Here is a 13,994-nt window from a genome sequence, read left to right on the forward strand (position 1 = left end):
CTCAGCCGTCTCCAAATAGCTCGTCGAACAACTCGCCAAACCACGCCTCGAACACGGCGATCTCGGCCTCGGTCGCCGGCACGTCTTCCGGCCAGTCATCCGTCACCGTCAATGTCATCCTATCGCGCTTCGCCCGTCGACGGCCAGGACGAGCGGGCGCGGCCACATAGTCATAGAGATCGTCGAATTGCGCGTTGCCCGGCGCATGCCGTGGCTGCGATTTTTGCGAGGAAGCCATGGCGCCACTGTGGCAAGCTTGGCCGATCCACTGAACAGCCGAAGTCCACGCCACGTCACGCTACAGCGCCGCGAACTTGCACTTCGTCGGCAGCTTGAGCGCAATCGCTCACAGCCAGCCATGATCGCATGGCAGCAAAGAGCTGGGCCAGCGGAGTGCCGTCAAGGCCGCAAGCCGGCGGAGCCGGTCGCGCGCAGCGCGAGCCTTGACGGCGCACCGTTGGTCCGGCAGCGGCCTCCCATGCGATCATGGCCGGACGTCATGCCGAACACGCGCGGCAAAACGCTACGCTGCGAATGGGTGGCGGTCGGGATATTGATTCCAAACGTCTTTTTCGTTGAAGCGGCACCGAGGCCTCTTGCACGGTGCCGTTACAGTGCCATTCAAAACAATGTGCAAACAGACACTTACGACACCCGACGGCCCCGAGCGACACCGTCGCCTTTATCTTGCCGTCCTTATCGGCCGGCGGGCCGGCGGTCTCCTTCACCGTTCCAACAACAGACGCGATCTGAGCGACTTTGGAGCACTGATGCATTGCCTTTTAGACAACTGATTAGCCCCCTTAAGAACTCATATGCTAAGGTGCCTACCTTATCACCTTGGCAACCGTTATCGCGGCGCTGTTGCTCGTGCGCCGCGCATTGAAGTGGCGCTGCCAGATCTAACCAGCTGGCTGTAACTGGGGCCTCGTGCGGAAATTCGGCAAAATCGCGCTTATTGTCTGCCTGGCGGTAACGGCTGTTCCGGTCGTACTGTTCGCATCGCTGTGGCTCTGGTCTTGGTACAAGACCGCTCAAGTTGAGAGTTTCTATCGAGAAAATCGCCTGCTTGGCGAAATGCGCGCCGGACAAAAGGACAGTACGAATAATTCCGCACCTGCACGCCGAGTGTTATTGGAGATAGTACCGCTGGGAACGGATAGGGAAGCGGCTGTCGCAGTGCTCCGCCGGGAAGGACTTGGCTGTCAGACTATCGCCGAGCCAATCACAGACACGCGGCTGCGCCAACGCTTCATAGAGGCTCGCGGCTTAACGAACATCCCGAACAACGGTCGGACGAGAAAAGACTTCGTCGATTGTCAAGCGATGACCCCCAACGTCCTCGGGTACAAACACTGGATCGTAGACTTGGAATTCGATGCCGACGGGCATCTGAGCGATGCAGGCGTCGCGATCTGGAACATATTCCTCTAGCGACCAGATATCGCCAATAAGTACTCTCGCCGCGTGAGCCTGAATTGGTGCCGTAAAGACTGTCTCACAAGGAACTGCGGCCCTCCGGATTTAGCTCATCACGTCGATTCCGAGATTGATCGAAAGGCCGCTACCGAAGGGTGACCGGACCACCCCGCGAGATCCGGAAGACAGCCGCCTATGTGGGGTAGCGCAAGATCGCGTGCCGTCGTGGATTTACCAATTTGAACGCGCGGTGGGGTGGGGCATCATAGCGCCACGGCGAAGCAGTAGTGCCCATCTTCATCGGCCGTGGCGCGCCATTTCACGACAGGGCACGCCACCACGCCCTTCCCGCGGCGGCGCCCGAGTCACGAATGATTCCGGCGTCGTGCGGCTCGCCAGGGCGTGATCCGCGGAATCCAGCGCGGGACGTTGGCCCGGAAATCCTCGTACTCCGTTCCGAACCTACGAACGAGCGCCGGCTCCTCGTACCCCACGACAAACGCGTGGAAGGCGATCCACACCAACACACCGTACGCAAGAAGGCGCTGGTCGCCGAACAAGGCCGCTTGGCCTAGAATGACGGCGACAAGGGCAACGTAAATAGGATTGCGCACGTAGCGATAGAGACCCGTCACCACGAGGTTCTGCGTCGGTGCGATCGGCGCCGGCGTGCCCAATCCTTGCAGCGCAAAGCGTGCAAACGAGTCGACAAGCCCGGGTAGACCGGCGACGATCAACAGGATCCCGACGGCGCGCGTCGCGTCGAGATCGAAGAAGGGCGGCCGAAACTCCCAACGCGTAATCCACCAGGGAACGAGCCCCGCCACCGAGCTGGGCGCAACCGCAAAGAAGAGGGCAGAGCCCAATACCGCGATCGTCTTCGGCACGGCGCCTCCTTCCCGTCCTGTCGCAAGGTTAATGCAGCCATGTCCGGTCAGCGCGTTCAACGGAAGTAGGCGCTGGCCCCATCCAAAATCCGGGTGATCATCATAGCAGCATCGGCGGCTCACGTACGCCCTGGGCAGCAGTCGAGCAAAATTGAACGTTGCATCATAGCGCCACGGCGAAGCAATAGTGCCCATCTTCATCGGCCGTGGTGCGCCAGTGTAAATCAAAGTGCGCAGTAGCGACCTTTGGCTCCCGATCCCGCGCCATCATTTGCTACTCTTCCGTGCAGGCCGATCGGCAACACACATCTCACGGCGCCGTGGATTCCGCCTTCTGAATTGGGGCTTCCGGCACGGTGGGCTTGTGGATTGCGATCCCGGACATAACGAGCAGCACACCGATCATGTCTTGCCCGCTGGGGATTTGTGCCAGAACCATGACGCCGATCAGGGTGGCCATCGCCGGCAGCAGCGCGAGCATCAGGGCGAAACTCGCTCGCGGCAGGCGGGACATCGCCAATTGATCGCACACATAAGGTATGACGGATGAGCAGGCACCGACGGCGACACCCGCGAGGACCAGCACAGGAATCGTGAAGGCCTGTGCTGCTTGGACGAACCCAATCGGCATGATGACGAAGAACGCCATTGCCATCGCCGCTCCAAGCCGCTCGACGCCGCCGCTCGCGCCGCCTTCGGATATCTTGTGTCCCAGCACGATATAGCCGACGAACAGTGCGCCATTCAGAGACGCCCAGAATAGCCCAAGCGGGTCGGTTGACCATTTCACGCCGATCAGGAGAAACACGCCGAGCACGGCGAGCGCGAGCGCTGTAAAATTGCGAGCCGTTCGGAGTCCGTACAACGCAACGCCTATCGTCCCAACGAACTCCATTGCCGCAACAAGGCTCATGGGCAGCCGATCGAGCGCCAGATAGAACGACGTGTTCATTATCGCAAGACAGGCGCCGAGGCCGATGAGCAAAAATCGCGTTCGCGGGTCGGCCTCCTTGATGGTCCTCCACGGCCTGGTCCACGGCGCAAAGATCGCCGCGGCGGATGCAACCCGCATCCACGCGACGCCAAGGACGCCGACCGCCGGGAAAAGCAGGACGGCGAAGGATGGACCTAGATAGTGGAATATTGCGCTCACGCCGAACCAGACGTGCGGTGGAGCGGAATGAGCGATCTTGGTGAACGTCAGGCTGGGGCGCGGCATGCGGCTCCTCTCATCCAAGTATGAGAGGAGCAGAAGCCTTTCTGTACAGCATTTGAAATGCTATACAGGGTCGTTTGTCGATTTATCGGAGGCAAATAACGTGAAACGGCTTCGATATAAAAATGGTGATCTCGACGCAACCGATGCCGAGATCCTGGGTGCCCTAGTCGACGACGCGCGGATCAGCATCGCCGACCTGGCGCGTTCAGTGGGCCTATCGCCGCCGAGCGTGTCCGAGAGGATCAAGCGCCTGGAGGAAGTCGGCGTGATCGAGGGCTACACTCTCACGATCAATCCGAAGGCCTTGGGCCTGCCAATCGCGGCTTGGTTGCGCATAAGGCCTATTCCTGGCCAACTGCAGAAAGTCGCGGACATCTTGCGAGGACTGCCTGAGATCGTGGAGTGCGATCGAATTACCGGCGAAGACTGCTTCATCGCACGAGCCCATGTCCCATCTGTCGAGGCTCTGGAGAAGCTGATCGACCACGTGATCTCCTATGCGATGACCAACACGTCGATCATCCAATCTTCACCGGTCAAGAGGCGTTTGCCGTCGATCGTCCGCGGCGACGGGTTGTGATGCCGTGCTGCTGACAGTCCTTGCAAACGACCCGGACGCCGTGGCACGCACTCGAGCTTCACGGCGGAGGCGGTTCGCCCACCCGCTTGTTATTTCCACGCTCTCGCTCCGCATCCGCGAGCCACTGGGCCATCTTCAGATCTTTGTTGGCATTGTATGCCCAACCTTCGGCCGTGGCGTCCCACCGATAGTCCTTGATGGTCATGTCGATGCCGCGGTCGATGACGAATTGCATCGATTCGTAAGTCCCGTTGGAGATCAAGTGGTGCAGCAGGCTCGCCGGCTCGTGGGAGCCCCAGCTGGTGTTGATGTCGGCGCCGCGCGCGAGCAGGAAGTCCGCTACGTCGAAGTGATCGTTGGTTACTGCGAAAGCAAGCGCGACGTCGAGCACCTGCTGCGTCGTGGGCGAATTCCAGTCGAGATGCCTGCGTGCGCGCGGGTCGTTGGCTGGATAATGGCTGTGAAGATCGTCCACGGGCGCGCCGGATTCGTCGAACCATTGCCTGACCCGCGCGAGATTGCCCATGCCTGCCGCATGCGGCAGATCGTCCGGAATCGGCCAGATGCGCGTGAGCAATGGCACGAGGTGAGTATGCTTGTAAACGAACGCGAACTCGATGGCTTGTGATGGCGGCGGCGGCCGGTGCCGCAGGATGGCGGCATCAAGGTCGAGAAAGGCGGCGATGAATTTACCGCGATCGTTCAGCGTTGCGATCTCGATGAGGCGGGACTGAAAGTCCACCCAGTCGGCGCCTAGCAGCCACGGCGCACGCTGCAGCTGGTCTACGAACGCCGCCGGATCGTCATTGTGGATCGTGCGGGTGATCCGTTCGATGACGAACGCCTTCCACGGTCCCGCGTTGATCGCGTGGGAAGGCCTGTGCTCGATGAAATAGGCGATGAACGCGCGACGGCCGGGGCTTTCGTCCACCTGTTTGCCGAGTTCGGGATCGAGCGCGATCGATCGCTCCAGCAGGACGGATGCGACGTCCTCATGCTTGAAGCTGCAGGCGCGCACGAAGGCTTCGTTGACGGTTGCGAGATCGTGCGGGCTCTCGGCAAGTTCGCCGCGAACCGCGTCGATATCACCGAGCGCGGCAAGAAACCTGAGCGCGCGCGGCAGCAGGCCGTGTCGCTGAAACAGCTGCAGCAGCCCCCAGGCGCGGGACAGGAGGAGACCCTCAAGTACGTCGCTCGTGACAACTGCGCCGGCATCGATCAAAAGCTCGGCGCATGCCCCGCGGGTGAACCATTGTTCTCTTTCCGCGTCGCCTGCGTCCCCGTAGGCGAACGTGGCCATGGCGAGCAGGCCGCCGTCGTCCTGCCGGGAAAGCAGCGCAGGGTATTCAGCCAACAGCTGTCTCAAATGCTCGACGTCGTTGTCGTGGATGACGCCTCGAGCCTGCGTCACCGCCCAATCCAATCCCTGGCCGAGCCGTTTGCTCACCTCTGCGGTCAGGTCTTGCCAGCCGGCATAGCCGTATTCCCGCGCGATCACGAGTTGTGCGTTACGCTGCGTCAGCACCGCATCGACACTGGATAACTGCGCGAGTGCACGCGCGACGGCGCCAACGTCACCGGCGGCGACGTCGCGCGCGAGCTTCTTTGCTTGCTTGCGCAGGGATCCCAAAGATGGACGAGCGGGCAAAACCTTCGGCGTGGTCATGGCGACCTCCTTTCGTAGCGCCTGTGACCCGCTGATATCAGGCTGAAAGAAGGTGCTGGGCACGCTCTTCGAGATAGAACAGGTGGGAATTTTCCCTTGCCGCGGGCGGGAGGCGCCCTGTCTGGCGCGCTCCTCGTAGTGTCGTCGAGCGTCGCAAGGCTGTCAATTCAGCGCGGCGTGAGCATCGGCCAGTGCACGGTTGTGGCGCGTGGCCGGATGCGGCATCATAGCGCTACAGCGATACAATAGTGCCCATCTTCGTCGACCGTGGCGCGCCATTCATCATTCGGCATTCACGCGCTCTTCGGCCGAAACGCGACGATAGATCCGGTTGGCTCTTCTTCGTGCATCGCCGCCTCGACGGCCTTCGCAAGCGCAGCCTGGTCGAAAGGCTTTGATAAACGCGGCAGGCTGGATCGCGCGTCGCTGGGAAGGTCCGCGTATCCCGAGCTCAGGAGGATCACCGTCCCGGGGCGCTCCGCAGCGACAGCGCTCGCAAGCTGCAGTCCAGTCATGCCGGGCATGGCATAGTCGGTAACAACCAGGTCGACGGTACCAGTGCGGCGGAGCAAATCCAGCGCCTCCTCGCCCGAGCGCGCCTCGATCACCGTATGCCCGAGATCCTCCAGCATCACGGCCGTGTTCTCAAGCACCAGGAGATCGTCGTCGACGACAAGCACGGCAAGCTGCCGGCTGGCCCGAGGTACGGGTGCCGGAGCCTCCGCGCGCAGGTCTGGCACCGCGGTCTCTTCGGCTATCGGCAGCCAGATGTCGGCTGTCGTGCCCTCTCCAGGACGGCTCTTCAATACGAGCCTGCCGCCAGACTGCTCGGCAAGTCCGTGGACCATTGACAGACCGAGCCCGGTGCCTTTGCCGACGCCCTTGGTCGTAAAGAACGGCTCCTGAGCGTGCTTGAGGGTCTCATTGTCCATGCCGCAGCCCGTGTCGCTCACCGAGAGCGCAACATAGCCGCTCGTCGGAAGGCCGCCATCCCGCTCTTCGCGAGCGGCGATGGTGATCAGGCCACCGTCCGGCATCGCATCACGCGCGTTGACCGCCAGGTTGAGGACAGCCAGTTCGAGCTGGTTCGCGTCGACCTTGACCTTCGGCAGGTCCATCGGAAACAACGTCTCGACACGAATTCCGGCCTCGAATTTCAACAGTGACGCCATGCCATGCACCAACTCGCGGACATCGACGACAGCCGGCCTGAGGTCCTGTTTGCGCGCGAAAGCAAGCATACGCTGGGTCAGGGAAGCGCCCCGCTGCGCGCCTTGCATCGCGTTGTCCACCAGGCGCTGGATCCTCGGATCGCCCGACGGCAGGCGCTTCTTCAAAAGCTCAAGGCTGCCGAGAACGGCCGCGAGCAGGTTGTTGAAATCGTGGGCCACGCCGCCGGTAAGCTGGCCGATGGTCTCCATCTTCTGCGACATCATCAGTGCTTCGCGCGCCCGATCCAGTGCTTCCTGCGCCCGTCTCCTTTCGCTGACGTCGCGCACGATATTGGCAAAGCCGGCGATTGCGCCGCTTTCGTTCCGTACCGCGACGATCGTTGCCTCCGCCCAGAAGCGGCTGCCGTCCTTGCGCACACGCCAGCCTTCGATTGCGGACTTTCCTTCCCGCTCAGCTTCAACGAGCGCGCGCGCGGGCGCCCCGGCCGCACAATCTTCCTCGGTATGAAAGATCGTGTAGCTCGTTCCTACGATGTCATCGCGGTAACCCATCAGCCGGCGCGCGCCGAGATTCCAGTTACCCACGCGCCCATCCGGATCGAGCATGAAGATCGCGTGGTCGACGATCCCCTCCACAAGCAGCCGAAAGCGTTCTTCGCTGCGCCTCAGTGCGTTGGCCTCGCGTTGGGCGCGCTCCGCGGATGCCCTGTCATAGACGGCAGCGGCGATCCCGATGCTCAGGATCCCAATGGTGATGCCGGCGAGAAGGAAGGCGAGCGGCGCCTGACCGACGCCGAGATGTCCCGCCTGCCCTGCCATGGGGCTCGTCGGCAGGAACATGGCGCCTTCCATCGCGGCGTAGTGCATGCCGGAGATCGCAAGGCCCATCACCAATCCCGCGAACAGCCGCTGGACCGCGCTGGTGTTGCGAAAAGCGAGCCAGAGCGCCACGACCGAGGCGCTGATCGCGATCGCGATCGAGAGCACGACCCACCGGGGATCGTACTCCATGAAGGCCGCCATTCGCATTGCGGCCATGCCGGTATAGTGCATGCCGGCGATACCAAGTCCCATCGCGAAGCCCGATGCAAGGAGCGCCTGCGGGCGTCGTCCGACAACGGCGAAGGCGGCAGCGGCGACGACAATAGGAATGACAAGCGAAAGGAGGGTCAGGAATGGATCGTATGAGATCTCGATTCCGGGCAGGTTGAAGGCCAGCATGCCGACAAAATGCATGGACCAGATGCCACCGCCCATGGCAATCGCAGCGGCTACGAGCCAGGATCGGCGAGTCCTCCCCGAAGCAGCTCGCATCCGGGTCGCCAAGTCCAACGCAGTATAGGAAGCGAGTGCCGCGATCAAAATCGATAGCGCGACCAGAACGGGATCGTGAAAAGTCGTATGGTGATGCATTTCGGCTGACGCTAGCCGAACTTACATTCGCATTCGCGTTCCCGCAAATTGTCCTCCCCAGACGACGCCGAAATCATCGTCGGCACCAAAATTGTTCCCGCCAGACATGACCGCGCCGATGACGGCTGCGGCATCCGCACCCTTTGTCAGTCGAGAATCATTTGAGAAGATTACCCGCCGGCAGCCTGCATCGCAAAGATTGCAACAAGCGGGCCGGTTCCCGCACGAGATGCACGTCATCCATCATGCCGGCAGCAGACCGGCCGTGCGGTAGCTGTCGATTAAGGCATCATACAGCGAGATATCCGAGCGGCTCCGCGCCATCAGCTGGGCGCCGGCGATGGCGGCGAAGATCGCGCGCGCCCGCGGTTCGCTCTCCTCGGGACCGGCCAGCGCCGCTGCAGACAAAACTTTGCTCAGCCAGGCGACATTCACGTCGGCAAAGGCCTGCACTTCCTTTTCCACCGCGTCCGGCAGGTCGTCATGCTCGGCCGCCATGAAGCTGCACAGGCAGATGCGATTATCGTTCGCGAGCGCCTTGCGGAAAATGTCGGGGTAGCGATGCAGGCAGCGGATGGGATCGGGCGTTTCGGCCAACATGGCGTCGAGAGCCGCCGCCGTGTCTTCCCAATAGCGCCTTGCGACCGCGGCGCCGAGATCGGCCTTGCTCGGGAAATGATAGTGGATGCTGGCCGCCTTGATGCCGACTTCAGCGGCGAGATCGCGGAAGTTCAGCCCGCCATAGCCATGCGCCTGTGCGGTTCGTCTGGCGGCTGCCAGGATGGCTTCCCGCGCGCTGGAACTCATGTCGCCGCCTCACCGCTTTGTTATCTACCAAGTGACAGATAGGCTTTGACCTCCGGAATTCAAAGGCTATCCTATCTACCAAGTGGCAGGTAGAGAAGGAAAATGCCGATGATGAAGATCTATGACTGGCCCACCGGCCCTTACCCTGCGCGCGTCCGCATTGCGCTGGCCGAGAAGAATCTGCGGCCGCGCGTCGAATTCGTCTCGGTCAACCTTTGGAAAGGCGAGCACAAAAAACCCGAATTCCTCGCCAAGAACTACTCCGGCACGCTGCCGGTGCTTGAGCTCGAGGACGTCACCTTCGTCGGCGAATGCACCGCGATCACCGAATATCTCGACGCGCTCGACGGCGCTCCCACGCTCACCGGCCGCACGCCGCGCGACAAGGGCGTCATTCACATGATGAGCAAACGCGCCGAGCTGGAGCTGCTCGATCCAATCAGTGTCTACTTCCACCACGCGACGCCGGGCCTCGGGCCCGAGGTCGAGATCTATCAGAACGCCGAGTGGGGCTTGCGCCAGCGCGACAAGGCCTTGAGGGGGATGCACTACTTCAACGGCATTCTGAAGAAGCAGCCATTCGTCGCCGGCGAGGCCTTCTCGATGGCCGACATCACCGTGATCGGCGGCCTGATCTTTGCGGATCTTTTGAAGCTGCCGCTCCCGGCGCAGTGCGAAGCTCTCAAAGCCTGGTACGCCCGGATGCAGCAGCGTCCCAGCGTCAAGAACCGTGTGACGATGTCAGGGCCGGCCGAGGCGTCGGGGTGAGGTCAGAGCTGCGCAAGATCGCGCCCGCCGTCCGTCGTCATCGCCACCCAAGCGCCGGCGCCACGTGGGTCAAAATCGCCTCGATCGAATGTGCGCAATAAGCCACGCCCAACTGGTTGGGCACGGTGAGCAGAAGTGTATCCGCCTCCGCGATCGCCTCGTCCTGCCGGAGCTGCTCGATCAGCACATCCGGCTCGGCGGCATAGGAGCGGCCGAAGATCGCCCGCGTTCGCGGGTCGATGAAGCCGATCTGGTCTTCGCCTCCGCGCTCTCCGCCGAAATAGGCGCGATCGCGATCGTCGATCAGCGCGAAGATGCTGCGGCTGACGGACACGCGCGGCTGACGGGTGTGGCCGGCTTCCTTCCACGCGGCGCGATAGGCTCGGATTTGCGCGGCCTGCTGCACATGGAAGGCCTCGCCGGTCTCGTCGTTCTTGAGCGTCGAGCTTTGCAGGTTCATGCCGTGCTTTGCGGCCCACACGGCAGTCGCGTTCGAGCCGGCACCCCACCAGATCCGTCCACGCAGGCCCTCAGAATGGGGCTCGAGGCGCAGCAGCCCCGGGGGATTTGGAAACATCGGCTGCGGATTGGGTTTTGCAAAACCCTCGCCGCGAAGGATATCGAGCAAGACCTCTGCGTGACGCCGGCCCATGTCGGCGTCGCTCTCGCCCTCGGCCGGCTGGTAGCCAAAATAGCGCCAGCCGTCGATCACCTGCTCGGGCGAGCCGCGGCTGATGCCGAGCTGCAGCCGCCCGCCGGCGATGAGATCGGCGGCACTCGCGTCCTCCGCCATGTAGAGCGGGTTTTCGTAACGCATGTCGATGACGGCCGTGCCGATCTCGATCTTGCTGGTTCTGGCGCCGACGGCCGCGAGCAGCGGAAAGGGCGAGGCGAGCTGGCGCGCGAAGTGATGGACGCGGAAATAGGCGCCGTCCGCGCCGAGCTCTTCCGCCGCGACGGCAAGCTCGATGGATTGCAGCAGCGTGTCACCGGCCGAGCGGGTCTGCGACTGCGGCGAGGGCGTCCAATGCCCGAAGGAGAGGAATCCGATCTTTTTCATGAGGGCAATCTAGGGACGATCGGGCCGGTTTGCGATGGGCTGCTCTGAAGCAAATTTGGTCACCAGCGGGACACTCCGGTGTTACCGCCGGGACGACCTGGCCTGTGCGCCCTTTGCGCGATGGGGCCTATCGTTGACGTCGTTGGCGCGTTCGGGATTGCCTTCGGCACGCCATTGTCTTGGCGTCATTCCGGTCCAGCGCTTGAAGGCGTGGGTGAATGCGCTGACTTCGCCGTAGCCGAGCAGCCAGGCGGTTTGCGAAATCGGCAATTCGGCCTTCTTCAGATAGCTCTTGGCGAGATCGATCTTCAACTCATCGAGAATGCCCGTGAAGGTCAGTCCCTCCGATGCGAGGCGTCGCGCCAACGTGCGGTGGCTCATGCCCAGCCGGCGAGCAATCTCCTCGGCCCGTGCCTCGCGGTGGGGAAGCAGTGGCGCGATCGCGTTCTCGATGCTCGATCTGAGCGGCACTCCGCCAGGCTTCCGGTGTGCGAGCGCCTCCTCGCAGAATGTCACCAACAGATCGTTCAAATGGTGGTCGGCGCTCTCGACCGGCATCGGCCCGACGGATCGAGCGAGAACGATCTCGTCGACATCGGACCCGAACTCGACTTCGCAACCCAGGAACGACCTGACCTCCGCGGGCGTCGTTCGACGGTGATGGGCTACTTTGACCCGGCTCGGCACCAGGCGGCGATTTGTCAGGACGCGGTTGATTCGAATGATCGCGGTCAGCCAGAATTCGATCTGGTGTCGATCTGATCGGCGCTCCACACCGACATATCGCAGCATGATCGCCATTTCCTTCGCGGAAAAGCGCAGCGAAATCCCCTCATTGACGAGCCGGCAATAGCGCTCGGCCTTTGACAAGGCTTCGGCGATTGTCCCGGAGGACGCCGCGACGTAGTAGAGCAGGCCAATTTCCCGGAGGTCGAAGTCCAATGCCAGGTGGAACCCAAGGGCGTCGTCTTGCAGGGCCTCGGCACCAAGCTCCAGAAATTTGATCTGGCTTTCAACGTTGAGACGCGCCTTGCGGTCCTTGATCTGCGCGAGGGTCAATCCGACCTTGGACAGCAAATTGTCGGCCTGAATGCCGGCTTCCCGCAGGCGCGCCCATACCAAGCGGGCGATTCCGCCGGTCGCACTGGGCATTGCTTGCAGACGCGGCGAACGGGCAGAAGGCACACCCAACCCTTTCGTCATTGCCGCTGCGGCCTTGAGTCCTTGGGCTCGCAGATCGCGATCATGGCATGAAAAATCAAATGATTGGCTTACGATAACAAGAAACCGGGTGTCGCGTGACTTAGATCGGACTTGCGCCCTCAAGGGCGGCCCCCTCCCCAAAGTCCGAAGGCCTTGATGTCCAGCTGTGACGGCGACGCGCCTGTAACCTTGAAGATATTGCGAGGTTACGGAAAATTGCTCGGAATTCCCCATGTCGCCCATGGCACGCGGACCGTTGCACTCGAACGGGTTGGGGACTGCGAGATCAGCATGTTCGAAACGTTGGGAGCCGGTTCACCCGAGGCTCCCTTGTTTTGGATGGAGCTGTTTGACCTTCGCTTTCATTCGTCGCGAGATAGCCACGGCTGTCACAACATGACCGACGCAGTAGCGGCATTCGAAGATTTTGCTTTGCAGGCGAGCCGCTTGGCGGAGGTGTCGCTGTGCGAACTCGGCGAAGCGGTAGGCTGACAATTGCCGCGTCCACCTGCGATGCCTCCCGAAGGAGGCACGGTGCTGCTGATGCGCGGCCGGGCTCTGGGGTATGACGCAGAGCGGATGGCATTCGTATTCACGATGACGTACGGCGCGCGAATTGTTGACTTCGAGATCAGCAGTACCGCGCTGGACGACCTCGACGGGACGAAGAGCACGCGGCCCGGCGAGAGGGAGGCTCAGTTCGGGCGCCTGCGCGAAGCGGTCGAGCGCGTTGCGTCAAACGCTTTCGAGCAGCAGGGCAAACCGAACGGCCAGCGGGTCCGCATCTTCTCCAAACACGTCAAAAGCCTGTGACGTGATCGACGCCGCTGCAACACAGGGGAGCCGGAGGAGAAACGCGCTCGGCGCAGCGCATTGTCGGACGGGTCCATCGCGCTCATCAAACCCTTTCTCTCTGCCGAAAAAAATGGGATAGCATCCGGTTCCGGATTGAGCTGGTGGGGCCATGGAATCTCTGTCGCACTATCCTCTGCTGTTGTTCGCGACAATTTTCGCGGCATTGTGGCTCGCTGTCGGGGTGGGGTCATGGCTGCGTGGGCGCAGCGCGGGGGCCGGCGAGCAGCGGTACGAAGATCTCGGCGTGGTCCTTGCGGCCACGCTAACTCTCCTCGGGCTGATCATCGGCTTCAGCTTTTCGATGGCCACCAGTCGCTACGATCAGCGCAAGAACCTCGAGGAAGCCGAAGCCAACGCGATCGGGACCGAATTGGTGCGCGCCGATCTTCTACCGGTGACGGATGCCGACATTGTCCGCAAGCTCCTGAGGGAATATCTGGACAAACGGATACAGTTCTATGATGAGAGCGACGCAGCTAGACGAGCAGAGCTAGGCGTGCGAACGAGCCAACTGCAAGCCGAGCTTTGGAAGGCGGTCCGCGGGCCAGCGCTTATGCAACCGAATCCAGTCACAGCGTTGACGATCTCGGGCATGAACGACGTACTCAATTCTCAGGGTTATAGCCAGGCGGCATACTGGAATCGAATTCCGGCCGCGGCGTGGTACCTCCTCGCGACCATTGCGCTGTGTTCCAATGTTCTATTCGGTTATCAATTGCGAAGCCGCAACGTCTTGAGTGCGGTAGCTGTGGTTCTACCATTTGTCGTTTCGATCGCATTTCTATTGATCGCCGATATCGATGATCCCCGACATGGCTTGATCCACGTCCGGCCGCAGAACCTTGAAAGTCTGGCGAAATCGCTTGATCCGAAATCGCTTGATTAGTGAAAGCAAGGGCCGCCGGCTTGCATCGTGACGCGGAACGCCCCGGCCCAACCGGGGCG

14 protein-coding genes are annotated in these 13,994 nt (G+C 61.9%); 6 read left to right on the forward strand and 8 right to left on the reverse strand.

Annotated features, from left to right (window positions below; all coding sequences use genetic code 11):
• Nucleotide 1: 1 nt before the first annotated feature.
• Nucleotides 2-238, reverse strand: coding sequence for a hypothetical protein (locus ABIB73_RS31145; RefSeq protein WP_354230356.1), 237 nt, complete (start codon nucleotides 236-238; stop codon nucleotides 2-4).
• A gap of 692 nt (nucleotides 239-930) precedes the next feature.
• On the opposite strand from ABIB73_RS31145, the gene ABIB73_RS31150 reads away from it, so the two are divergent.
• Entirely contained in the window at nucleotides 931-1,434 is a 504-nt protein-coding gene (locus tag ABIB73_RS31150; protein ID WP_354230358.1) for a hypothetical protein, read from the forward strand.
• Nucleotides 1,435-1,784: 350 nt separating this feature from the next.
• Here ABIB73_RS31150 and ABIB73_RS31155 read toward each other — a convergent pair whose 3' ends face one another.
• Nucleotides 1,785-2,306, reverse strand: a complete 522-nt coding sequence (locus ABIB73_RS31155; RefSeq protein WP_354230360.1) for a methyltransferase family protein — start codon at nucleotides 2,304-2,306, stop codon at nucleotides 1,785-1,787.
• A 310-nt stretch (nucleotides 2,307-2,616) separates the two neighbouring features.
• Nucleotides 2,617-3,525 (reverse strand): EamA family transporter, encoded by a 909-nt coding sequence (locus tag ABIB73_RS31160; RefSeq protein ID WP_354230362.1) that lies wholly within the window; start codon nucleotides 3,523-3,525, stop codon nucleotides 2,617-2,619.
• 100 nt (nucleotides 3,526-3,625) lie between these two features.
• Between ABIB73_RS31160 and ABIB73_RS31165 the strand changes: the two genes are divergently transcribed.
• The gene (locus ABIB73_RS31165; protein ID WP_354230364.1) at nucleotides 3,626-4,105 is read left to right on the forward strand and encodes an Lrp/AsnC family transcriptional regulator; all 480 of its coding nucleotides are present in this window, start codon (nucleotides 3,626-3,628) and stop codon (nucleotides 4,103-4,105) included.
• A 58-nt stretch (nucleotides 4,106-4,163) separates the two neighbouring features.
• Here the strand turns inward: ABIB73_RS31165 and ABIB73_RS31170 are convergent, their stop codons facing one another.
• From ABIB73_RS31170 to ABIB73_RS31180, 3 genes are all read right to left on the reverse strand, one after another.
• A complete protein-coding gene (locus ABIB73_RS31170) occupies nucleotides 4,164-5,771 on the reverse strand; it encodes an ankyrin repeat domain-containing protein (RefSeq protein WP_354230366.1) in 1,608 nt (535 codons plus the stop codon).
• A gap of 293 nt (nucleotides 5,772-6,064) precedes the next feature.
• The gene (locus tag ABIB73_RS31175; RefSeq protein WP_354230368.1) at nucleotides 6,065-8,356 is read right to left on the reverse strand and encodes an MHYT domain-containing protein; all 2,292 of its coding nucleotides are present in this window, start codon (nucleotides 8,354-8,356) and stop codon (nucleotides 6,065-6,067) included.
• Nucleotides 8,357-8,599: 243 nt separating this feature from the next.
• Nucleotides 8,600-9,163, reverse strand: coding sequence for a TetR/AcrR family transcriptional regulator (locus ABIB73_RS31180; RefSeq protein ID WP_354230370.1), 564 nt, complete (start codon nucleotides 9,161-9,163; stop codon nucleotides 8,600-8,602).
• Nucleotides 9,164-9,274: 111 nt separating this feature from the next.
• Here ABIB73_RS31180 and ABIB73_RS31185 point away from each other — a divergent pair, with 111 nt between their 5' ends.
• On the forward strand, nucleotides 9,275-9,931 hold the full coding sequence (locus ABIB73_RS31185; RefSeq protein WP_354230547.1) for a glutathione S-transferase: 657 nt from the start codon (nucleotides 9,275-9,277) through the stop codon (nucleotides 9,929-9,931).
• Between the two features lie 37 nt (nucleotides 9,932-9,968).
• Here ABIB73_RS31185 and ABIB73_RS31190 read toward each other — a convergent pair whose 3' ends face one another.
• On the reverse strand, nucleotides 9,969-10,991 hold the full coding sequence (locus tag ABIB73_RS31190; RefSeq protein WP_354230372.1) for an LLM class flavin-dependent oxidoreductase: 1,023 nt from the start codon (nucleotides 10,989-10,991) through the stop codon (nucleotides 9,969-9,971).
• An 81-nt stretch (nucleotides 10,992-11,072) separates the two neighbouring features.
• Nucleotides 11,073-12,317 (reverse strand): AraC family transcriptional regulator, encoded by a 1,245-nt coding sequence (locus ABIB73_RS31195; protein WP_354230374.1) that lies wholly within the window; start codon nucleotides 12,315-12,317, stop codon nucleotides 11,073-11,075.
• Between the two features lie 33 nt (nucleotides 12,318-12,350).
• On the opposite strand from ABIB73_RS31195, the gene ABIB73_RS31200 reads away from it, so the two are divergent.
• The 3 genes from ABIB73_RS31200 to ABIB73_RS31210 all read left to right on the forward strand — a co-directional run bounded on the left by ABIB73_RS31200 (nucleotide 12,351) and on the right by ABIB73_RS31210 (nucleotide 13,935).
• Nucleotides 12,351-12,686 (forward strand): hypothetical protein, encoded by a 336-nt coding sequence (locus ABIB73_RS31200; RefSeq protein ID WP_354230376.1) that lies wholly within the window; start codon nucleotides 12,351-12,353, stop codon nucleotides 12,684-12,686.
• Between the two features lie 51 nt (nucleotides 12,687-12,737).
• Nucleotides 12,738-13,007 carry a DUF1488 family protein gene (locus ABIB73_RS31205; protein ID WP_354230549.1) on the forward strand — a complete coding sequence of 90 codons (270 nt, stop codon included), beginning with the start codon at nucleotides 12,738-12,740 and terminating at the stop codon, nucleotides 13,005-13,007.
• Nucleotides 13,008-13,158: 151 nt separating this feature from the next.
• A complete protein-coding gene (locus ABIB73_RS31210) occupies nucleotides 13,159-13,935 on the forward strand; it encodes a bestrophin-like domain (protein WP_354230378.1) in 777 nt (258 codons plus the stop codon).
• The last annotated feature ends 59 nt before the right edge of the window (nucleotides 13,936-13,994 follow it).

This window comes from Bradyrhizobium sp. F1.4.3 (genome assembly GCF_040548375.1).
In the GTDB taxonomy this organism is placed as follows: Bacteria; Pseudomonadota; Alphaproteobacteria; order Rhizobiales; family Xanthobacteraceae; genus Bradyrhizobium.